The 20,597-nt window shown below is 35.5% G+C and carries 23 protein-coding genes; 10 read left to right on the forward strand and 13 right to left on the reverse strand.

Translation table 11 applies throughout. The features are described from left to right. Positions 1-9: 9 nt before the first annotated feature. From HYQ40_03850 to HYQ40_03860, 3 genes are all read right to left on the reverse strand, one after another. Positions 10-558, reverse strand: coding sequence for a DJ-1/PfpI family protein (locus HYQ40_03850; GenBank protein ID MBZ6526898.1), 549 nt, complete (start codon positions 556-558; stop codon positions 10-12). Between the two features lie 125 nt (positions 559-683). Further along, a complete protein-coding gene (locus tag HYQ40_03855; GenBank protein MBZ6526899.1) occupies positions 684-1,853 on the reverse strand; it encodes a haloacid dehalogenase-like hydrolase in 1,170 nt (389 codons plus the stop codon). 41 nt (positions 1,854-1,894) lie between these two features. Continuing rightward, positions 1,895-2,326 carry a DMT family transporter gene (locus tag HYQ40_03860; protein ID MBZ6526900.1) on the reverse strand — a complete coding sequence of 144 codons (432 nt, stop codon included), beginning with the start codon at positions 2,324-2,326 and terminating at the stop codon, positions 1,895-1,897. 157 nt (positions 2,327-2,483) lie between these two features. Between HYQ40_03860 and HYQ40_03865 the strand changes: the two genes are divergently transcribed. Further along, complete coding sequence (locus HYQ40_03865; protein ID MBZ6526901.1) at positions 2,484-3,119, forward strand: SGNH/GDSL hydrolase family protein; 636 nt, start codon at positions 2,484-2,486, stop codon at positions 3,117-3,119. Between the two features lie 68 nt (positions 3,120-3,187). Here the strand turns inward: HYQ40_03865 and HYQ40_03870 are convergent, their stop codons facing one another. Further along, on the reverse strand, positions 3,188-4,156 hold the full coding sequence (locus tag HYQ40_03870) for a serine hydrolase (protein MBZ6526902.1): 969 nt from the start codon (positions 4,154-4,156) through the stop codon (positions 3,188-3,190). Between the two features lie 184 nt (positions 4,157-4,340). Between HYQ40_03870 and HYQ40_03875 the strand changes: the two genes are divergently transcribed. Then, complete coding sequence (locus HYQ40_03875; protein MBZ6526903.1) at positions 4,341-5,222, forward strand: hypothetical protein; 882 nt, start codon at positions 4,341-4,343, stop codon at positions 5,220-5,222. A gap of 248 nt (positions 5,223-5,470) precedes the next feature. On the opposite strand, the gene HYQ40_03880 is transcribed toward HYQ40_03875, so the two are convergent. The 5 genes from HYQ40_03880 to HYQ40_03900 form a co-directional block, all read right to left on the reverse strand. Further along, on the reverse strand, positions 5,471-6,700 hold the full coding sequence (locus tag HYQ40_03880; GenBank protein ID MBZ6526904.1) for a hypothetical protein: 1,230 nt from the start codon (positions 6,698-6,700) through the stop codon (positions 5,471-5,473). Positions 6,701-6,777: 77 nt separating this feature from the next. Continuing rightward, the gene (locus HYQ40_03885; protein MBZ6526905.1) at positions 6,778-8,682 is read right to left on the reverse strand and encodes a hypothetical protein; all 1,905 of its coding nucleotides are present in this window, start codon (positions 8,680-8,682) and stop codon (positions 6,778-6,780) included. Between the two features lie 112 nt (positions 8,683-8,794). Further along, positions 8,795-9,604 carry a hypothetical protein gene (locus HYQ40_03890; GenBank protein ID MBZ6526906.1) on the reverse strand — a complete coding sequence of 270 codons (810 nt, stop codon included), beginning with the start codon at positions 9,602-9,604 and terminating at the stop codon, positions 8,795-8,797. 78 nt (positions 9,605-9,682) lie between these two features. After that, positions 9,683-10,033 (reverse strand): YrdB family protein, encoded by a 351-nt coding sequence (locus HYQ40_03895; protein ID MBZ6526907.1) that lies wholly within the window; start codon positions 10,031-10,033, stop codon positions 9,683-9,685. A gap of 42 nt (positions 10,034-10,075) precedes the next feature. Further along, complete coding sequence (locus tag HYQ40_03900) at positions 10,076-10,915, reverse strand: aldo/keto reductase (GenBank protein ID MBZ6526908.1); 840 nt, start codon at positions 10,913-10,915, stop codon at positions 10,076-10,078. A 129-nt stretch (positions 10,916-11,044) separates the two neighbouring features. Here HYQ40_03900 and HYQ40_03905 point away from each other — a divergent pair, with 129 nt between their 5' ends. Both HYQ40_03905 and HYQ40_03910 read left to right on the forward strand, forming a co-directional pair. After that, positions 11,045-11,476, forward strand: a complete 432-nt coding sequence (locus tag HYQ40_03905; GenBank protein MBZ6526909.1) for a hypothetical protein — start codon at positions 11,045-11,047, stop codon at positions 11,474-11,476. Between the two features lie 17 nt (positions 11,477-11,493). Beyond that, positions 11,494-12,042: a hypothetical protein gene (locus HYQ40_03910; GenBank protein ID MBZ6526910.1), complete on the forward strand. Its 549-nt coding sequence runs from the start codon at positions 11,494-11,496 to the stop codon at positions 12,040-12,042. Between the two features lie 254 nt (positions 12,043-12,296). Here the strand turns inward: HYQ40_03910 and HYQ40_03915 are convergent, their stop codons facing one another. Both HYQ40_03915 and HYQ40_03920 read right to left on the reverse strand, forming a co-directional pair. Next, positions 12,297-13,010: an MgtC/SapB family protein gene (locus tag HYQ40_03915; protein ID MBZ6526911.1), complete on the reverse strand. Its 714-nt coding sequence runs from the start codon at positions 13,008-13,010 to the stop codon at positions 12,297-12,299. Between the two features lie 101 nt (positions 13,011-13,111). Then, positions 13,112-13,309 carry a YwbE family protein gene (locus HYQ40_03920; protein MBZ6526912.1) on the reverse strand — a complete coding sequence of 66 codons (198 nt, stop codon included), beginning with the start codon at positions 13,307-13,309 and terminating at the stop codon, positions 13,112-13,114. A 234-nt stretch (positions 13,310-13,543) separates the two neighbouring features. Here HYQ40_03920 and HYQ40_03925 point away from each other — a divergent pair, with 234 nt between their 5' ends. Both HYQ40_03925 and HYQ40_03930 read left to right on the forward strand, forming a co-directional pair. Further along, the gene (locus HYQ40_03925; protein MBZ6526913.1) at positions 13,544-14,098 is read left to right on the forward strand and encodes a histidine phosphatase family protein; all 555 of its coding nucleotides are present in this window, start codon (positions 13,544-13,546) and stop codon (positions 14,096-14,098) included. Positions 14,099-14,103: 5 nt separating this feature from the next. Beyond that, positions 14,104-14,502 carry an HIT family protein gene (locus tag HYQ40_03930; GenBank protein MBZ6526914.1) on the forward strand — a complete coding sequence of 133 codons (399 nt, stop codon included), beginning with the start codon at positions 14,104-14,106 and terminating at the stop codon, positions 14,500-14,502. A gap of 63 nt (positions 14,503-14,565) precedes the next feature. Here HYQ40_03930 and HYQ40_03935 read toward each other — a convergent pair whose 3' ends face one another. After that, positions 14,566-15,525, reverse strand: coding sequence for a Gfo/Idh/MocA family oxidoreductase (locus tag HYQ40_03935; GenBank protein MBZ6526915.1), 960 nt, complete (start codon positions 15,523-15,525; stop codon positions 14,566-14,568). A gap of 398 nt (positions 15,526-15,923) precedes the next feature. Here HYQ40_03935 and HYQ40_03940 point away from each other — a divergent pair, with 398 nt between their 5' ends. Beyond that, positions 15,924-16,937, forward strand: coding sequence for a Gfo/Idh/MocA family oxidoreductase (locus tag HYQ40_03940; GenBank protein ID MBZ6526916.1), 1,014 nt, complete (start codon positions 15,924-15,926; stop codon positions 16,935-16,937). 27 nt (positions 16,938-16,964) lie between these two features. Beyond that, the gene (locus HYQ40_03945) at positions 16,965-17,942 is read left to right on the forward strand and encodes a Gfo/Idh/MocA family oxidoreductase (GenBank protein MBZ6526917.1); all 978 of its coding nucleotides are present in this window, start codon (positions 16,965-16,967) and stop codon (positions 17,940-17,942) included. A 54-nt stretch (positions 17,943-17,996) separates the two neighbouring features. Here the strand turns inward: HYQ40_03945 and HYQ40_03950 are convergent, their stop codons facing one another. After that, positions 17,997-18,965 (reverse strand): diaminopimelate dehydrogenase, encoded by a 969-nt coding sequence (locus HYQ40_03950; protein ID MBZ6526918.1) that lies wholly within the window; start codon positions 18,963-18,965, stop codon positions 17,997-17,999. Between the two features lie 201 nt (positions 18,966-19,166). On the opposite strand from HYQ40_03950, the gene HYQ40_03955 reads away from it, so the two are divergent. Further along, complete coding sequence (locus HYQ40_03955) at positions 19,167-19,598, forward strand: lipocalin-like domain-containing protein (GenBank protein MBZ6526919.1); 432 nt, start codon at positions 19,167-19,169, stop codon at positions 19,596-19,598. A 243-nt stretch (positions 19,599-19,841) separates the two neighbouring features. Next, entirely contained in the window at positions 19,842-20,570 is a 729-nt protein-coding gene (locus HYQ40_03960) for a DsbA family protein (protein ID MBZ6526920.1), read from the forward strand. Positions 20,571-20,597 lie beyond the last annotated feature (27 nt).

Here is a 20,597-nt window from a genome sequence, read left to right on the forward strand (position 1 = left end):
CCTATTTATTTAGTTAAACAAATAATTATATTGCATATCTTGACGTAATGCCTCGCCGTCTCCACCTAATATATCTACTAGCGTATAACCAAATTCTAACGCCACTCCAGCTCCACGAGCTGTAATTAGATTGCCATCAACGACAACGACTGCATCCTTTTGGTCGAGTCCACTTGCGACCTGATCTTCGATTCCAGGAAAGTGGGTAAATTTCTTACCTTCTAATAAGTTTGCTTTTTCTAAAACAATTGGCGCTGCACATATTGCGGCGATTTTATTATTGGCTTGGTTCATTAGTTGTAGCGTTTCGATGATTAAATCATTATCGCGTAAGTTTTTTGAACCAGGCATTCCACCAGGTAAAACAATCAAATCATAATCAGTTAAAGGCTCATTCAATATGTAATCAGCTTTTATAATAATATCATGTGCACCGGACACTTCTTCTGTTAATCCAAATACATCTACTTTAAAGTCTGCACGGCGTAAAATATCAATTGGTGCAATCGCTTCTATCTCTTCGAATCCATTGGCTAATATTACTGCAACTTTTTTCATTTATAACGCCTCCCTATGCTGTTATTATAAAAGAACTATCAGAATAATCCTAATCATCTACTCAACTTGTACAAGTCTTTATCGTTAAGTAAAGACGAGTTGCACCCTTACTTCTTGACCACTACTTAGTACTCTAAGTCTTTTTGTCCTAAGCCTAATGACTTCGTATTAGGTACGAAGACTAATTGATTCTCATCTCGACCCTGAACAATAAAGTTTGCATTATTACTATTGTATTGTTTTTGAGCTAATTCTTTTAAGTCTTTAGTTTTGTCTTGATTTAAACAATTGAATATAACATTCAAGGAAACATCTTTGAGTTCTGTCATCATATGGTAATCCCCCATGCTATCACCAAATAAAGCAATTGGCTGACGGTGTTTGTGCTTTGGTGCAATGTGATTTAAAATTGCTTCCGTCTTACCTTCTTTTTTCGTAATTGGTGCGCCCTTTGTCATATACGCTTGAATTCTTCCCTCATCATCTAAATCATAATTCATACCTATCACTTGATTGATTGGTACATTGAATTGATAATCACTCGCCGCAGTTTTAACAACATCAATCGGACTTGCACTTACGACATATGTCACAATCCCATTAGCTTGAAATGCTTTATATAAGTCAATTATTTCTTGCGGGTACCTTAATCCACTTTGAAACTTACTACTAATTCGACCAGTTTTACCAATAAGCTCTTCTGGTGTCGAATAAATAACTTTTTCTGATCTTTTAGCTAATGCTTCTTCTAACATATCTTTCGTTAAACTTGATAATTCATTCGGAGTATATCCTTTAAACCAATAAGTTAACCAGGGTTTACCTGCTTGGCGAGTGAATTTACCGTTGACATGAACATAGTAGAATCGAAGCTTCGCCTGAAATGCACGATACTGCGCTGTCTTTCTGATTTCGCCTATATCTAGTCGATTCGCTACTTCTAGATTGATAAAATTGTGCCATAGCCATGCGTAACTATCGATGATATCGTCTGCTAAATTTCTTGGGCTCGTATGTGGTAATGCATTATCTAGTATCGTATCCATATCAAATAGATCCGATATTAACACTTCTTCTAGCTCCTGGGGAGTTAGTTTATAAAGTAAGTGATCTAACATATAAACCATCAGATTATCTTCAACATCCCCGATAATACTTGTATTATCAAAATCGAAAACAACATAAGGTTTGTCTTGATTATCAACATCATCTGTCGTTTTATTCTGTTCGATCAGTTGATTTAATTGCTTGTAAGCGTATGGCTCCCATTGGTTTTTTTGAAAGTATTGTGTCATGATATACCCCTTTAATTAGTCTATTTATATTGATGCTCTGCCTATCCTCTTTGGAATAAAATGATTCCGATAATCATGATAATCATACCAAAGACTTTGCCTGTTGTTAATTCAATCGCCTCTACGTTAAACCATCCATTCGTATTAATGATTAATGCGATTAATAGCTGAGCTACCATCATAAGCATGAACGTATACACCGGACCTAAACTCATCATTCCTTGAACTGAAAAATAAACGATTAATACACCAAACACACCGCTTAAATAATACAATTTATTCACTGACTGTAATTGTTCAATTGTTCCATCTCTGACCAACATGATAATTATTAATCCTAATAAAAACCCAATCCCATGAACAACTGTCGTCATAGTCCAAGACCCAGTTTTGACACTAATATTTGTATTAAAAACACTCTGTAAAGCAATAAACAGACCAGCGAATAACGAATATAAAATACCTTGTAACATCTGAGTACCTCCTCTATATTGTCCTTACATCATAACTAATTTCAATCCATTTTGAAATACAATTCATTTAAAGCCACATTGCTAGTGAAACGCTTTCTGTTATCATATAATAATATATGAATACCCAAATAAGAAATTCAAATAGGAGGTTAAGCAAATGGTTCAATTACAACATAAACACACCCTATTATTCATCGGTGACAGTATTACTGATGCCGGTCAAAGAGAATACTTTGGCGCTAATCTTGGTCAAGGATATGTCAACATGATTGCAGGACACTTATATCGACAATATATTCCACTTCAATTAAACATCTTAAATCAAGGTGTAGGGGGTGATAAATTAACTGACTTAGTTACCCGTTGGCAAGTTGATTGTCTCGATTTAAACCCTGATATCGTCACAATTCAAATTGGTATTAATGATATATGGCATCGACTTTCCGCTGAAATCCCTTATACAGAGTCAATTTTGGAATTATTCAAAGAAAATTATGGATATCTACTGGGTACGTTGAAAGAAAGAGAGATAGAAATTATTTTAATCGAGCCGTACGTACTACCTTTCCCAGAAGATAGATCGCAGTGGCGCCCGTATGTCGATAAGATGATACAGGCTGTTTCAGAGATGGCGGATGAGTATGGTGCTACTTTAGTAAAGTTAGATGACGCATTAAACCAAGCTGGAGATAACTTAGGTTATGAAGCAATTACTGGAGCGGACGGTGTACATCCTACTAGTTTAGGACATGCTTTTATAGCGGATCAATGGTTACGTTATACTGGATTATAATAAAAAAGAACCACCCGTTTGAACACTTTGATGTGTTTCAAACGGGTGATTTTAAAATAATAGACTTTTTACTCTGATTGGCCTAGCGTCCATTCATTCACACGGAGATTTAATTCTGCAATAAACATATCTGCATAAAGATCATCTCTAACCATTACGACTAATGAGTAAATCGGCTCTCCTTCTTGAAAGAATATTCCACTGTCATTTAGCATATTCTCATAACGGCCATACTTAGTAGCCATGTCGTTGACAAACAGTGAGAAAAATTGTTTAGGAGATGTTTCCATCATTAAGTCTTGAACGACGGCATATGTATCATCTTGAGCAATTTTTTGTAGTGATAGATTCATCATATGGGCTGATCCATAATTATCGTAAAAGTATACTTCTGGTACGTCATAATAATCGACAAAATCTTGGAAACCAGTTCGGAAACTACCGAAATTATTCACATAATAATAGTAAAGGATTAATGATGCAGTATTATCTGAATAGACAATTGCCTGATATGCTAAATCATCTAGCCTATAGTAAGCTTGTTTAGGATTAGCAGTTATCTCGCCAGCACCATCTTGATAGTATTCTTCACTATAAGGTAACTCTGAGTCCCAAGTTAAGTAGCCTTGATTAATTAAATCGATAAACATCGCAACCATTGGTACTTTGTACATACTTGCTACAATCATTTGTTCATCTTCATTCAAATAGAATGATTCTTCCGTATGTAAGTTTGTATACGCTAATCCGACTTGAGACACATCTAGACTATACTTAGCCATTAACTCATATACAATCTCTTCTAATGATTCATATTCAGAATACTCAAGAGGAACCATATCTAAGTTTTCCATCGTTTGATAATCATAGATTTCAGTTTCTTGAGAAGTTTCCTCAGTCATACTCTCTTCTTGAGATGATTCTGATGTGACTGAGTTTGACGTTTCCTCAGCATTAATTATTGGTAATGTAGTTTGAACTATCAATAAAGCAATCATCATAATAAGCCCTATATTCATTGTGTTTTTAATTTTCATGTTCATGTGTCCTTTCTCTAAACAACATGATGATTATTATAGCAATCTACTTTGGAAAAAACATCGAAAAGAGTATGAATATTTATAATCTTTTTAAAAGGGTTAACTTTTGACACAGGTTCTTAAAAGCTATATGCTTTACCCTAATAATGAATAAAAATTCATATTAATGGAGGATTTATTAATGAAAAAGAAACTTATTCCAGCAATGATTGCTGGTACTTTAGCACTTAGTGGCATGACATTTGCCTCTAACGTATTTACGTCTCAACCGGCGGTTGTATCTGCACAAGAAGAAACTAATTTTGATCAAGGTGACTTAAGTGATGAAGAGTATTTAAATAGTATCATTGATTCATTCAGAGTAGCAGAAAAAGTTCACTCATCTCAAATCGATGAGTTAGCGAATACTGATGGTTCAGTAGCGACTCAAGAAACTGTTCTGATTCATGACGGTAGCGTGCCAGCGAGACAATCAACAACTTCTGTAGGCGAAGAGCAAGCTGTGTTCTACTACTATAACGAAGGTATGTTATTCGAGCCACTTAGTCTTCACGAGTCAATGATTCCTATGATGTCGATGACAGACGAAGATTACGAACGTAAAGTCCAAGAATTATCAGATTCATTAAGCGAGGGGCAATTAGTATTAAATGAATCCGTAGCTGGTGAAGTCTTAAACCCATTTGAAATTTCGTTCCCAGAAGAGCAAACATTTAACTCTACTGAAAAAGATGGTTCGATTGTTCGTGGAACGATTGAAGATTACAAATTAACCGATGAAGAGAGCGAGATGTTAGCTTCAATTCTACCGGAAGGAACGACGTTCAATATTACTTTTGAAGTCAATCCAGAAGATGAAAGTTTAACTTTAATGCAAGAAACAATCTTCCCAGAACCTGAGGAAGAAACTGAAGGAATTAATCCATTTGAGGATTCTTTAATTACGTCAACTGTCTATACAATAACTGATGAAACAGTGCCTCCTTTATCAGATTTTGAAACAATTACTTATGAAGAATATCTAGATCTTCTAACTGAAATCGGATTAGATCCAGTCCTATAATTTCAAAAATCACTTAACCGTTTGATAAATGGCTAAGTGATTTTTCTTTAGATAAAATGTATGTTGATGTGCGAAAGTGAAAATCATTCGCTTATTCTAGTAAGAATGTTTCAGTAACCGTAGTGGAACGCCTCTAGCTAATCACAGCGGCTGTCGCCAAAGCTCGCTATGCTACAGAAACCAAACCTTGCGTCGTTGTTCGCTCCTACGGTCTCAAGCGGAACTACAGTAAACAAAAACAGTTCTTTTTATTCTGCAATATTATTGATGATTCCCTCGAATAATGGTATCTCTTCATAAACAATTCCATAGATAAATGGTTGGTCCACAATTAATTCCACGGGTTCCTCTTCAATCGGTGCAGCTGTCGTTTCGATATCAATCTCAGTTATTGCTGCCGCTCGCGTTCCTTTCTCATCTAATACAAACTCTACACGTTGAAGAATTTGGCTAATAGCCGTTGATTCTTGTGCTGTGAAAAAATCGGTTTGCCCGAGGTCTTTTTTAAACGTTTCTAAACCAAATAAATCTAATGAATCCGTTAAATCAAGCGAACCACTACTTTTCCATTTCGGTAAGCTTAAGTTAATTAATCTACTCTCAAAATCTTCTTCTTGGTCTAAGGCAGTTTGATAAGCTGACCACATATCTTCATCATTAGCTGCTTCTGTTGGTATAACAACTAATAAAGAAGCTCGGTTTTGGTAAGGGAGTTTAATGGCTTTAAAGCCCTCTCCTTCCAAGTAAGCAAACTGTGTTTCCTTATGCATCATTGGTACCGTTGTCTCTTCATCGCGTCCAAAGAATAATTCCTCTGTATTCTTCTCTTCATTAAACTCACTTCGCCAATTACTTCTAAAATAGAACAGATTCATTATGACTAGTTGCATGTATTTATTTTCTGTCATTTCAGCAATACGTTCCTCAGTATAATAAGGATCGATTAACCCCTCAGTGAACTCTGCAATATCCTCATTCATTAGTTTATAAGTAGATGAATCTTGAAAGTCTACATTCATTGGATTCGTAGCTAATTCATTGACTGCTTCTAAGTAAGTTGGATTCCATTCTAAATCATCACGCCCTAATAGATATGTTTCAGTATTAAAAATCGGATTATCATTATTCTTCGCTTCTTTTAGAAACAGTGCCATATTTTCAAAATAAGTCTCTCGATCCATATTATCAGATATAATTACATCATCAAGAAGGTCTCTTTCTGACTCTTTTAAACCTGGTTCTAAGGCCACGAGAGCTAAGTAATAAGATAAGGGTGAATACAGTGAGTTTCCTTCATCTTTATTAGCGGATAGTGGACGTATTTGTTCTGCAAAACTTTGAACTTGTTGAGCTAACTCCCCTTCAAAATCCACGTCATCCGCCGCAGCAACTAAACTGGGTGTTAATGACGTTAGTATAACCATCAAAACTACGTAACGCTTCAATGGATAATATAAATTTCTCAATAAACTTAACATAAAAGCTCCTTTCATGACGCCTACCTTTCTCTCTAATATCAGTATATCCATATTGAGATGAATGTCATTTATTTTAACTATTCACCTATTGGAACCAATTCTCCCTCATCAACTACAAGTAACATCGTACCACCTTCATTAACTGAGGGAACCTTCAACTCAACAGTAGTCTCTCCTGCTTGACTATTCGTGAGTTCGAACTTGTGACCACTATAATAATCGGTTACAAGAGCAGTGTCTGTTGATACAGGTAGTTCAATTGAATGTGCTTCTTCTGATAAGTTAAACACAATATACAAACGCTCTCCCGCATACTCTCGAGTAATAATTGTCCATTGATCTTCAATAGATTGACTTAAAACGTCTCGTGTACCGCGAGCTAACAATTCTGAATACTCTCCCCGGAAATCGAGTAGCTTTTTGTAATGAGTTAAAATATCGTTGTTTTGCGTTTGGTCCCAATCTAAATCATAACGATTATCATAGATTGGCCAATTATTTGCACCTGTTTGCCCGAGTTCCTCCCCGTAATAAATAACTGGTTGACCTTTTGCGGTCATTTGTAAGGTGACTGCAACTTTATATTTATCAACATTCCCATTCAGCATGTATAAAAAGCCTGTCTCATCATGACTGCTTAAGAAATGCCCAGTCGGACTCGCACTTGTCATTGCCTCGTTACGACGAATGAGACGTGAATTTACTCCCCTTAAATCACCATTAATAAAGTTCCTTGCATAGTCTTTAAACTCAAAATCCAGAACACTATCCATCATACCTGAATTTAAATATCCTTTAGGGCTTGTTGCACTTGCTCCCCAAACTTCACCGAGCAATTGGAATTCTGGATCCATTCTAGTTAATTCATTCCTGAAATGTTGCCACGCAGTATTATCAACGTGTATAACCGTATCCACTCTAAAGCTAGCAATTGAATTCCCACTAGGTGTCGTTGATAATTCAAGCCATGCAGTCTGCCAATCGACAAGTTGCTCGTAAACTTCAGTATCTTCCGTAGTAAAATCCGGTAAGCCAGATAATTCTTGTGTTAGGGAATCAACCCCTGGGCTCTCTCGCAACATCCCCTCAAAGACAGCTCGGTCTTCATTAGTCGGATAGCCTTCCGGTGGATCATCTAAATTCTCACCCTTACTATTCATGCCGTATCCCGCATGATTCAAAACAACATCGACCATTATTTTTATATTCTTTTCTGCTGCTGTATCGATTAATTCATGAAACTCTTCAAGAGTTCCAAAATGTGGATTCAATTCTTCAAAGTTCTGTGCCCAGTACCCATGATAACCGTAAAATGCGCCGTCATTACTTCCTGCCGACACATCATAAACAACGTTGGACACGATAGGTGATATCCAAATCGTCGTAATTCCTAAATCATCCAAGTAATCAATGCGTTCAGTAATTCCTTTGAAGTCTCCACCTTGATAAATTCCTCTTTGATTATCAGCTTGATCATAGCTTAATTCATAAGGATTATTATTAGATGCATCCCCGTCGTTAAACCGGTCAGTTAGCATAAAGTAGATAATTTCCTCATCCCAATCAATCTCTCCCTCATCTTTCTCCCGAGGTAAAATCGTCGCAGTAGTATAAGATTGATATTCATTATCATCCTGATCCCACCAAGTGATAGGTATATCATAATCCCCTGGTTCAATATCATGCGTTACAGACAAAGTCACTTTAAGAAGTTCCGGCGAGATATTTAACTGAGTTGACCCTCCAAGTTGCGAAACATCCGCAACCATTCGCTCAATTTGAATACCTTCTTCAACTTCGACCTCGAGAAGTGCATGCTGATTATAATGAAAAGGCTGATTCACACTTGCCGTCACTAAGTCAGATTCCTCTACCGTCTCAACTGCTTCAGCAAGTACAGTTTGAACATTCCCACCAACTACCGGCTGATAGAATGTCCCGAATAAAGTTAATAATAAACATAATTTTAAAAATGAATTCATATATGCCTCCTTTTAATAAAGCGTTTACAATTCAGTATATCAATAGATCAGTTAAACGCCAATACTTTCCATATAAAAAGACTGAGATTGTCTTCTCAGTCCTTGAGTGAAATTATAACGACTCCATGTAGGCCTGAAGTAAGGCAACCATTCCTTGAACAGTTTGATTGAGATAACTATCAACGGCTTCTGATGTTGAATATCGTATTGAATTATCTTCAAATAAAAGATAACTTTCAACGAACATATCATTCGTATCAGTCTCCTGTTCAAATCCTTCAGGTAAATCTTCTGGCATTGTTGATGGAATTGCCAATGTTGGCTTGTAGCCATCAATATTCATTAACCCGATACCCAATGTTGTAAAATCAAGTTCACTAAATTCATCTATGCTTGTCACTTCTTCTATCTCTTCAAAAGAGACAACATTCACTTCATCTACATTCATTGTTACAGCCACTAAATCAATATGAATTAAGTAACCATCCCCAAATGATGCTTCTAAGAACGCAACATCATCTTCAACTTCATACATATACGACAAAGTTGACTCGCCATTCTCATATTCAAATACTTCTGACTCAGCATCAGGATTAAAATCTGCCTGAATTTCTTCTTGTGTTGCTGTTACCTCTTCGAGCTCACTCGCTGTCATATCTTGGAAATGATATGTATCTGCAAGCATAACAAAGTCTTCCAAAGCTTGTAATAACGCCTGATTGTTCACTGTATCTTCATTGATAAGTTGCTTAAAAATTTCTGTGTCAATTTCTCTTGATTCATTTGAAACTGACTGACTAGATTCTTCCGTATTAGTGCTTTCGCTTGCATTGATACTGAGTTGATTCAAAGGAAACAACAATGTAGTGGCTAATAGTGAACTGATTATAACCTTTAACCCTTTATTTAGTCGTTTTTTCATAATATATCCTCTTTTCTGAATACCTTCAGGAACGGTCTAATCATACTACCTCAATTATATTCAAAATATTAATGTGACTCAAATGAAAGGGCTATCACGGTATATATACAAAAGAATCAGATGAACGATTAGAATGACTGACCATATCGCTGCATATGTCTTGTTCTCCTTTATAAACCACATATAACTTGGCATCGATAATATGATAAATTTACCTACTAGAGCCCAATGAACTGGCAATGGATGAGACGCTTTTGGAGCGAAGAATGCACCCCATATAATAATGATGACCCCAACACTAATGAATCCTCCAAGAATTTGCACCCAACGAGTTGAAAAGAAATGTGTTCCAAAATTCCAATAGCTTATTAAAGCGATAAACTCGATAATCAAAGCCAAAACAGCACTTCCACCCCATAAAAGCTTCATATGATTCTCCTTAAAAAATCTTATTTATTTTTTTATAATTTATTAGCTAAACTCCTCATATTCTCTAGGGTCTTGACCTTCAACTAAACCTTCTTTTCCTTTGTCTAGCTGCTTGATAATATTCATGTCTTCTTGAGATAATTCAAAATCAAAGACGTTTAAATTTTCTTTTTGATGATCCAAGTTGCCTGATTTAACATTGATTAATATACCTTCTTGAAGATTCCAACGTAAAATGATCTGTGCAATGGATTTCTCATGCTTTTGAGCTATTTTTGTTAACGTTTCGTTCTGTAATAGATCATTTAACTCGCGACCAAGTGGACTCCATGCTTCAGTGATAATGCCTCGTTCAATGTTCGCATGATGTAAATCTAAGTTATTAAAATATGGATGTCGTTCAATTTGATTCGTTGCAGGTGTAACACCTGTTGCATCAATAATCCGGTCCAAGTGCTCTGGCAAGAAGTTGGACACCCCGATCGACTTAATCAAGCCAAACTTTTGTGCATCGACCAACGCTTTCCAAGCATCAACGTATCGATCTTGTTTGGGTAATGGCCAATGAATTAAATATTTGTCAAAATAATCAATACCCATTCGGTATAAAGATTCTTGAATCGCATCAATTGCTTTGTCATATTCATGATTAGCGCCTGGTAGTTTGGATGAAATTTGAAGTTGCTCTCTTGAAATCGTCCCTTCTCTAATTGCCTTCCCAACAGCACCTTCGTTATTATAGTTTGTTGACGTATCAATCAAAGTGTATCCGTTATTAATAGCTGTTTTAATTGCTTGAACACCTTTAGCGCCTTTGAGATTGACTGTACCTAAAGCTATCTTCGGAAATTGACTACCGTCATTTGCATAATAAAACTCCATATTATTCTCCCCTTTTCTGGCTTAAGTTTAACACCTTCAATTAATTCAGCAAAATAATATAACTTCAAAGAGATAATATGGTTCTTATGATATATTAATAAATGAAATCTAAATAAAAGGAGTTTTATTATGTCAACTAAAAAAACGGATAAATTATTTAATACTTACATAAGTGAAGTAGATGAAAAGCATAAAGATACACTTATTTACTTAGATTCATTACTCACTTCAAAGTTTGGAGGGGATAATCGGTATATTTGGGAAGGTCCGTTCTGGGGTGGATCCGATCAACAAATTGTTGGATATGGCGAAATACCTATCAAAGGAAATACTGAAGAGACTTGGTTTATGATTGGTCTTGCTCGCCAAAAAAACTATTACAGTCTCTATATAAATGCAACGGAAGATAATACCTACCTTGCAAAAAAATATGGAGATTCACTTGGAAAAGTAAAAGTTGGCAGTAGCAGTATAGGTTTTAAACACTTAGACGATATTAACTTATCTACACTAGAAAAACTAATAAACATCGCCTTTGAACAATGGCTTGAGATAAATTAAAAAGGATGATGATATCAATGGAACAACATATTAAACAGTTATTTGAGGATTCAAATAATGGTTCTAAAGAAGAACGTTATGATGCTTTAATTAAGTTGAATACACTAATGGATCAGCCAGTTGATTGGACTTATGAAGTATGGGATGAGTTAATTGAACTGTTATCAGATTATGATGGTCACCAACGATCACGTGCAGCCCAATATTTATCTAGATTAGCAGCCTTTAGTGACCCAGAAAATCGGGTTTTACAAGACTTTGATAAGATCTGGCAAGTAACTTTTGATGAAAAATTTGTGACTGCCCGTCACACAATTCAAGCAATGTGGCGTATTGGAATGGGGAGCTCTCAAGCTCAACAACTACTCTTACAACACATAGAAGTAAGATTCAGAAATGGCTCACAAGAAAAAAATTATACTTTAATTCGAAATGATTTTTTACAAGGTATGCGTAATTTATATGACCAAACTCAAGAACAACACATCAAAGACCGAGCACTTTCTTTAATCGAAACTGTTGATGATGAGAAGTACAAAAAGAAATACACAAAAATTTGGAAATAAAAAATAGGGCTCTGATAAAATAACCAAGCCCTATTTGTATAGCTTTTTTGTATATATATCCACGGTAATTAATATTCTATATGTTTCAGTACTATATACCCTACTCATTTGTAGGATTTTCATATGAACTGCTTTCTTTCAATCGTGGCTCTTCTCATAACCCCACTCTGTTTTATCTATTATTTCGATTGATTATTATGAAAGGCTTAAATCTTAATTGACATCAGTATTTATACAAAAAAAGAAGAGTATCACTACTCTCCCTCTAATTCCTCAAAATAATTAATACCTTTTAAATTTTTAACCTTATTGATGAAATCTTGCTTAGGTATACGATTATATAAATCAATCGCAACAAAGTAAACAATTTCATTTGAATCACTTCTATAATCGATATCGATTACGTGCTCACTTTCAATTTGCATATCGATAATATTCACTCGTAAATCTGCACAAAATTCTAAAAAATGGTTGAAACTATCGAGTGATTCAGCAATGATATAGCAATCTATCTTGCTAGATCTCCCTTGTATAACCTTTTTTAACGGTCGCAGAAGAGTCATAATGATTAAAATGGCTATTCCACCAGCTATCGCACCTTCATAGAAACCAATACCAATGGCTAAGCCGATACAGGCTGCTGCCCATAACCCTGCCGCTGTTGTTAAGCCTTTTACGCGATTACGATTGGTTACGAGTATCGTTCCAGCCCCTAAGAAACCAATTCCACTAATTACTTGAGCACCCATTCGAGTTGGGTCTCCCCCGCCCATTGTTTCAGTTACATACTGATTCGTCATCATAACCATCGTTGAACCGAGACAAACTAGAATATAAGTACGAAGACCTGCTGTATGATTCTTCATTCCACGCTCTACTCCAATAAGTCCTCCAATTAAAACTGCTAATAAGATTCGTACAAGTATTGTAGTCATGTTTAATTCGTATAAGTCGAAGTTGATATCCATTATGATTCTCCTCACTAAAACTCATATTTTATAACTTTATTTTACCATATTTATTAAATAATCATTGTTATAAGCTATGCAGATAATCGTATTAATAAGTTCTACTCGATAACTTCTTTGACGCGTCCAACTGTACCACTTTCCAGCATTACTTTAATTCCGTGGTGGTGAGTTTGTGAATTCGTTAAAATTCTTTTTACGACTCCTGATGTCAACTTACCTGATCGTTGGTCTTGTTTCTGAACCACATTTACTTGTGATCCTACTTGAATATTAGCTCGTTTTGTTCCATCTTTCATTTCTTTTCCTCCTGTAAAGTGCGAGCGCAAAGCTCATTTTATTTTGTTGTATTGAATAAAAGTATACATAAGTTGAAGTGTACTGAGCAGACTTCTATGCATCTTGATTATAAAAAAGATGACATCACTCATAATCATCGTATATACTTGTAACAATAGCATCTTTCTATCATTTTAAGAATAACATATATTATAATCTTAAAGGTGCAAATAAACTTTTTCGAGGTGAAAAGATTGCGTAAAATCTATTTTATTCGTCATTCTATACGAGATACCAATATTAAACATGAGGTTGAAGCCCCACTAACTGATGATGGTTATGATTTAGCTGAATTACTTGTACCTATATTTGAAAGTATAAATATAACTGCTATTTATTCAAGTCCATACAACCGTGCAATTGAAACGATTGTTCCCATTGCAGAGTCTAAGAAGATTGATATTAACATCGTCACTGATTTAAAAGAGCGAGTTATTGGGACTTGGGTGAAAGACTTCGATTCATTCACTAAACAACAATGGGATGACTTTGATTATTTGATTGAAGATGGCGAATCGTTAAACGACGTAAGACACCGTATGCTTCGTACATTCAATACAATTTTGAGTCGTTCAACGGGTGATATTATCGTTAGTGGGCATGGTACAAGTTTTGCTGTGCTATTTAATTATTTCACACCCGATTTTGGATATGAATCATGGAGAAATATGACAATGCCTGACGTTTATTGTTTAACAATTTATAACGATATCTTTGAACTAAAGAGGACTAAATTGAAAGGTGGTTAATCGTTATGGAGGAATGTATCTTTTGCTCTAAAATATCAAAAAAGCTAAGAATAGCTGAATCGAATCATTTTTATATTGTTTATGATATTGACCCGATTCAAGAAGGACATATATTAATCATTACTAAAAAGCATATTATGAATTTAACTGAATTAGATACCATTCAATTACTTGAGTTAAGTCACATTCAGCAAAAAATAGTTGCTATTTATGAAAAAAATGCACTCATTGCTGGTACAACTTTCATCCAAAATAATGGAGATATTATGGATGATGGTGTTCATTTTCATCTACATGTCGTTCCGCGTTACGAAGATGATGATTTTTGGCATAATCATCTTGTCGAAAACAAGCCTTTGTCAACAGAGTGGTTAACGAAAGAAATCAAATCAGAATTTAGTTAGACAAATTTCCAATAAAAAATAGCTAAGTCTTCTAATTTGATAGACTCAGCTGTTTTTCATTGATTATTTTACTTTAATTTCTGCTTTGACTTGATCCATAATCTTCGCGATATTTATTGAGTCTTGTAGTGACATAATTGGGCTTTCAATCATGTCTTGATTGATACAATCAACAACATGCACAATTTCACTGTAAAAATCATCAATATCGTAAGGTACTTCAATGTACTGAACTTCATTACTATCTCCCATAACTAACTCATATGAATAAGGTCGATGGAAATTAGGTATACGGATCTCTCCCATTGTTCCAGTAATAATCGCAACAGTTTCTGTCTCACGATCAAAGGCAGATTCAAGCTTCCCAAAAACTCCGTTTGATTCTAAGTTTGCATTCACATAAACTTCAACACCGTTGTCTCGCACTTCATACTCAACATCTTTAACTTGGACCGGTGACGTCATAAAATCCTCAAGCAATGCGATATTGTACACACCCATATCAAGTAAGCATCCTCCTTGAACAGGTTCAAAATGATAGCTAGAATCTGCTTCACTGAATACACGACATAAAGATGTAGATACACTTAACACTTTACCAATTTCACCTTTATCAATTCGTTCTTTAACCTCACGATATGCTGGTACAAAGCGACTTTTCATTGCTTCCATGAAAAACAGACCTTCTTCATGAACCGTCTCCGTAATTTCTTCCATCTCATCTAATGATAACGTTGCTGGCTTTTCACAAAGTACTGCTTTTCCAGCTTTTAATGCCTTCTTGACCCACTCCAGATGGAATTGATGAGGCAACGCAATATAAACAGCATCAATCTGTGTATCATTTAATAAGCTTTGGTAATTATCATAACTGACTTCACATGGATGTTCACTTCTAAATGCTTCGGCCTTTTCCATAGTACGTCGTGCTACAGCATACAATTGCGCTCCATCAACGTACTCAAGACTATCCGCAAAACGATGAGCAATATTTCCTGCTCCAATTATTCCCCAATTTATCATAAATGACCCCTTTACGGTTAATATAATTTGTTATCTAAAAACTGTAACGTTTTCATTGATTAAATTGTACCCTATTTTTTCATAATATGGTAATTCTTTAAAAATATAATTAAGGTTAGCTCGTATAATTTAATAAATTGAGGTTATACTATTAACAAGTATTCTTTTTATGATTAGAGTTTGATTACTGCGTGCTATTTCTGAGAATAGACTATGCTAAACACATTACCTCAGCTTATTTTGACGAATAAGGTGAGGTAATTAATTAATATCGGTATTGTTAGATGCAGTTCGAATGCCATGCTATAAATTCTATTTCGATATTTAAGTAGATATTTCTACTCATTTGAAGCGTTTTATCATATAGTTAATATGAAGAATTCATTAGGAGGTTTATTATGCTAACAATCGCATATATCGGAAATGGTAAGAGTACAAACCGTTATCACTTACCATTCTCCACAAAGTTATCAGATAAAATAAAAGTCAAAACGATTTACTCCCGTAGCGGACTAAGTGATTGGCCACCAATCGAAGGTGTTCATTACACAACTGATATTGATGACATTTATAATGACCCAGAAATTCAACTAGTAGTCATCACTACACCTAGTTCATCGCACTATCAGCTTGCTAAAGAAGGCTTACATCGTGGTAAGAATATGCTCGTTGAAAAACCTTTTACTGAAACAAGTGAACAAGCAGAAGAATTGTTTGCCATCGCAAAGGAAAATAATCTCTTTGTTCAAAGTTATCAAAATAGACGTTATGATTCTGATTTTCTAACGGTACAAAAAGTCATAGAATCAAACAAATTGGGTGATATATTAGAAGTTGAGATGCACTTCGATTACTTCAGACCTGAAGTCCCTGAAAATAGTCCCTATTCTCAAGTTGATAGTTTCATGTACGGGCATGCTTGTCATACTTTGGATCAAGTGATTTCATATTTCGGGGAACCGGATGACGTTCATTATGATGTAAGACAATTACTCGGTGAAGGTCATATGAATGACTATTTTGATTTGGACCTTTATTACGGAACGATGAAAGTGTCTGTCAAATCAAGCTACTTCCGATTAACGCCCCGCCCTAGCTTTATCGTGTATGGAAAAAAAGGGTCCTTTGTTAAAGAATCGACAGACCGCCAAGAAGAACATCTAAAACAATTCTATATGCCGATCCAACCAGACTTTGGTGTCGACTCACCCGAACATTACGGTACGCTAACTTATATGGACGAAAATAATATGTATCATCAAGAAAAAGTGATCTCAGAAGCTGGGGATTATAGCCGCTTCTACGAGAATGTATACCAAACACTTGTCAATAATAAAAACAAAGTCGTCAAAGATGAAGAAACCTTATTACAAATTCGTATTCTTGAAGAAGGCACAGAACATCTACGTTAAATCAGTCAATTGAATGGAGGAAGTAAAATGAAGCTAGCCATATTTGGTGCAGGTATGATTGTCCGTGATTTCTTGGACATGGTTAAAGATATTCCCGAAATTGAATTAAAGGCCTTATTATCTTCAGAACGTAGCCTTGAAAAAAATACCGCTCTAATTGATTCTCATCATATTGAAGGCATTTATACCGATATAGATGACATTCTTAAGCATTCTGATATTGATACTGTCTATGTCGCTTTACCTAATCATTTACATTATGAATATAGTAAGAAAGCACTTAAGGCAGGAAAGCATGTTATCTGTGAAAAACCATTCACTTTAACTTTGAGTGAGCTAGAAGAGTTAGAAGCATTAGCCTTGTCTAAAGATCTAGTGTTGATCGAAGCAATCACGAATCAGTATTTCGTGAATTATGACCAACTTAAACGTGATTTGTCTGATATTGGAGTCTTAAAAATCATTGAATGTAACTATTCGCAGTATTCATCTCGCTATGATGCCTTCAAAGAGGGAACAATTCTTCCAGCCTTTAACCCTAAAATGGGTGGTGGATCGCTCATGGACATTAATATTTATAATATTCACTTAGTTGTGGGCATACTTGGGGCGCCTAATCGCGTTGAATATTACGCAAATATCGAACGAGACATTGATACCTCCGGGATGCTGGTTATGGATTACGGTGACATTAAAGCAGTATGTATCGGATCAAAAGACACAAGTGCGCCAATTAAGAGTACTTTTCAAGGAACTGACGGTTCACTCGTTGTGAATGGCCCAACGAATACCTTAGATAACTATACAAAAGTCATTCGTAAACAAACTGATGAAACGATTGATTTAAAAGTACATCCACATCGCATGTATGAAGAGTTTATCGCATTCAATCGCATCATTAAAGAACATGACATGGACACAGTTCGTGAAAAATTGACTCATAGTAAAATCGTCATGGATATCGTAGATAAAGCACTCGACGGTGCAGGAATTAAATTAGGCTAAAAAATAACACCAAAGGAAAGTGAGATATCATTCTCATTTCCCTTGGTGTTTTTATTATAGTAATTCTTTTCTTAACGCTTCATTGCTCTTGGGCGATAAGTATTTCGGTGCAATATCAAAGACCGTCATAGCTCCAAATTGCCCTTCTTTATGAATTTTGTAGGCCGCACGAGCGTAAGCAACATTCACTGCTGCCGTAAATTCAGGATTACTAGCTAAGTCTAAACCAAACTCATATACTTGATGGTTTTCAGGCGATGTCTTTCCAGAACGGATGACACGTCCTCCATGAGGTAAGCCAGAATGATTGGCTTTTAGTTCTTCCTCGCTAATGAACGTTACCGTTGTTTTGTAACCTTCAAAATAATCGGGCATCGTTATAATTTCTTCACGCACTTTATCTGCGTCCGCCTCATCTTCTAATACAACAAACACATCACGGGTATGCGCTGACTTCGATGTGTAGTTGACTTGTTTGCCCTCATGAATTTGATCAATTAATTCAGTGTTGGGAATCGTATATTGAACCCCGTCTTTCACACCTTCAACACGGCGCACGGCGTCCCCATGTCCTTGACTCAATCCTTTACCCCAGAAAGTATAAGTATCTCCCTTAGGCAATACCGCTTCACCAATTAATCGGTTTAGGGAGAATAGACCTGGGTCCCAACCCGTTGCGATAATTGATACATTTTTGTGTTCTTTTGAAACACGGTCAACACGTTCAAAATAATTTGGTATATTTCCGTGGTTATCGTAACTATCAACTGTATTAAAGTGTTCAGCCAATGTAGGTCCTTGTTCAGGAATATCTGTTCGCGAGCCTCCGCATAATATCAACACATCAATCTTATCTTTAAAACTTACTAAGTCATCCATATGATACGCTTTTGCCTCTGCATTTAATGTTTCAGGATTACGACGGGTAAAGATCCCAACTAAATTCATATCTGAGCTATTCTTAATGTTCGCTTCTACTCCACGCCCAAGATTACCGTAGCCCACAATTCCAATGTTTATCATAATTAAGTACTCCTTACAGTATAATTAAAATCTAATGTTATTTTGCTTGTTTTTATTTAATCTGTCAATTAATTTACTATAACATAATTCCCCTTTATATAAGATTTAAATTATTGATAATTGTTACACAAGCTGTTTTATAGTTTTTTCCTTATATACATAGTATTCTATAAAGGCATACAAGATTATATGGAGGTCATTATGAATAATATAGTAGAACTATTAAAGGGAACGACTTGGTCACTGAGATCTTTTGAATCCTTAGACAAAAATGAAGAGATTTATTTCCCATTAGGCGATGACGCAAAAGGTTATATCGTTTTTGACCATACTGGTCTTTTCTCGGTACAAATTATGGCTAATCATCGTGATGAACCATTATCTGTAGATACATTAAGCTCATATCGAACTGAAGTAGAAAAACAAATGGGTATCAATGGATATCACGCTTACTCTGGGCATTTTTCTTTAGATGAAGATAAAGCTATCATGACTACCTCTGTCGAATTAAGTCTCATTCAAGACTATGTTGGATCTAAACAAAAACGTTCGGTCAGAATTGACGGTAATTTACTATATTTATCGAATATAGATCATCCTGAACGCAAATTAGTATGGGAGAGAAAATCCTAGGGGGATTTTATGGCGCTTCTAATAGAATTCTTTGTTCGTTTAACGCCAGGGTTAGTTTTAATCAGCATCACGTACTTATTAGTACCAAAGAAAAATTATTTCTTAAAAATTATTCTATTGCACATGGATTAGCTATTTTTCTGTTAGCTGTTGGTCAATTCTAATCCCCTATATCAATCAAATGCATGTCGTAATGAACGTTTTCTTATGCTATACTATTCCTATTATGTTAAGGAGCTAATCATGCTAGAGATAGAATTTTTTCACGATGTTATTTGTTCATTCTGTTTTCCAATGTCTGATCGATTACGTAAAGTAGTGGGTAAATATCAGAACATTGATGTTCAACATCGCTCTTTTGCCCTAGGTTGGGAAGTTGAGCACTTTGAGCAAATGTTTGGCAGTCACGAAGCTGTTAAACCAGAAGTGTTAAACCACTGGGAAGCTGCAAATCAAAATGATGATGACCATCGTTTTAATATTGATGGAATGAAGCAAACTGATTTTAACTTTCCTCATTCACAACCAGGACTAATCGCAGCTAAAGCAGCTGGTTTAATTGGTGGAAACGCAATGTATTGGGAAGTGTTTGATAAACTTCAAGACGGCTTATTTGTTCGCAATCTAAATATTGCAGATCAACAAGTCATTGATGACTTAGTAAAAGAGACGTCCATCGACTTTGATTCATGGAAGAACCAAGCAAATAATGATGAAACTAAACAGGCTGTCTTAAATGACTTAGCCCTGGTTAACGCTTATGGTATCCAAGGAGCTCCAGCTTTAGTCATTGATAAAAAATACTTAATTAGTGGTGCCCAACCTCAAGAGCTTATTGAACAAGCTTTAGAGCAAGCAGCACAAGAAGCAAATATAGATATCACTAAACCAGTGACACCACAGTTTCAAGTACTAGGTGATAATACTGGCGCGTCATGTCGCGTTGAAAATGGAAATTGGATCTGCGACTAGATTCAAAATAAAATCAAATAAAAAACG

Source organism: Aerococcaceae bacterium DSM 111021 (genome assembly GCA_020112395.1).
Taxonomy (GTDB): domain Bacteria; phylum Bacillota; class Bacilli; order Lactobacillales; family Aerococcaceae; genus Ruoffia.

Bases quoted from the DNA above. Each gene is read 5' to 3' on its own strand.
- HYQ40_03865 (MBZ6526901.1), top strand. From the start codon at position 2,484: ATGGTTCAATTACAACATAAACACACCCTATTATTCATCGGTGACAGT.
- HYQ40_03930 (MBZ6526914.1), top strand. From the start codon at position 14,104: ATGGAGGAATGTATCTTTTGCTCTAAAATATCAAAAAAGCTAAGAATA.
- HYQ40_03855 (MBZ6526899.1), bottom strand. From the start codon at position 1,853: ATGACACAATACTTTCAAAAAAACCAATGGGAGCCATACGCTTACAAG.
- HYQ40_03940 (MBZ6526916.1), top strand. From the start codon at position 15,924: ATGCTAACAATCGCATATATCGGAAATGGTAAGAGTACAAACCGTTAT.
- HYQ40_03885 (MBZ6526905.1), bottom strand. From the start codon at position 8,682: ATGAATTCATTTTTAAAATTATGTTTATTATTAACTTTATTCGGGACA.
- HYQ40_03950 (MBZ6526918.1), bottom strand. From the start codon at position 18,965: ATGATAAACATTGGAATTGTGGGCTACGGTAATCTTGGGCGTGGAGTA.
- HYQ40_03850 (MBZ6526898.1), bottom strand. From the start codon at position 558: ATGAAAAAAGTTGCAGTAATATTAGCCAATGGATTCGAAGAGATAGAA.
- HYQ40_03890 (MBZ6526906.1), bottom strand. From the start codon at position 9,604: ATGAAAAAACGACTAAATAAAGGGTTAAAGGTTATAATCAGTTCACTA.
- HYQ40_03870 (MBZ6526902.1), bottom strand. From the start codon at position 4,156: ATGAAAATTAAAAACACAATGAATATAGGGCTTATTATGATGATTGCT.
- HYQ40_03915 (MBZ6526911.1), bottom strand. From the start codon at position 13,010: ATGGATATCAACTTCGACTTATACGAATTAAACATGACTACAATACTT.
- HYQ40_03895 (MBZ6526907.1), bottom strand. From the start codon at position 10,033: ATGAAGCTTTTATGGGGTGGAAGTGCTGTTTTGGCTTTGATTATCGAG.
- HYQ40_03960 (MBZ6526920.1), top strand. From the start codon at position 19,842: ATGCTAGAGATAGAATTTTTTCACGATGTTATTTGTTCATTCTGTTTT.
- HYQ40_03945 (MBZ6526917.1), top strand. From the start codon at position 16,965: ATGAAGCTAGCCATATTTGGTGCAGGTATGATTGTCCGTGATTTCTTG.
- HYQ40_03920 (MBZ6526912.1), bottom strand. From the start codon at position 13,309: ATGAAAGATGGAACAAAACGAGCTAATATTCAAGTAGGATCACAAGTA.
- HYQ40_03905 (MBZ6526909.1), top strand. From the start codon at position 11,045: ATGTCAACTAAAAAAACGGATAAATTATTTAATACTTACATAAGTGAA.
- HYQ40_03880 (MBZ6526904.1), bottom strand. From the start codon at position 6,700: ATGTTAAGTTTATTGAGAAATTTATATTATCCATTGAAGCGTTACGTA.
- HYQ40_03860 (MBZ6526900.1), bottom strand. From the start codon at position 2,326: ATGTTACAAGGTATTTTATATTCGTTATTCGCTGGTCTGTTTATTGCT.
- HYQ40_03910 (MBZ6526910.1), top strand. From the start codon at position 11,494: ATGGAACAACATATTAAACAGTTATTTGAGGATTCAAATAATGGTTCT.
- HYQ40_03935 (MBZ6526915.1), bottom strand. From the start codon at position 15,525: ATGATAAATTGGGGAATAATTGGAGCAGGAAATATTGCTCATCGTTTT.
- HYQ40_03900 (MBZ6526908.1), bottom strand. From the start codon at position 10,915: ATGGAGTTTTATTATGCAAATGACGGTAGTCAATTTCCGAAGATAGCT.
- HYQ40_03955 (MBZ6526919.1), top strand. From the start codon at position 19,167: ATGAATAATATAGTAGAACTATTAAAGGGAACGACTTGGTCACTGAGA.
- HYQ40_03875 (MBZ6526903.1), top strand. From the start codon at position 4,341: ATGAAAAAGAAACTTATTCCAGCAATGATTGCTGGTACTTTAGCACTT.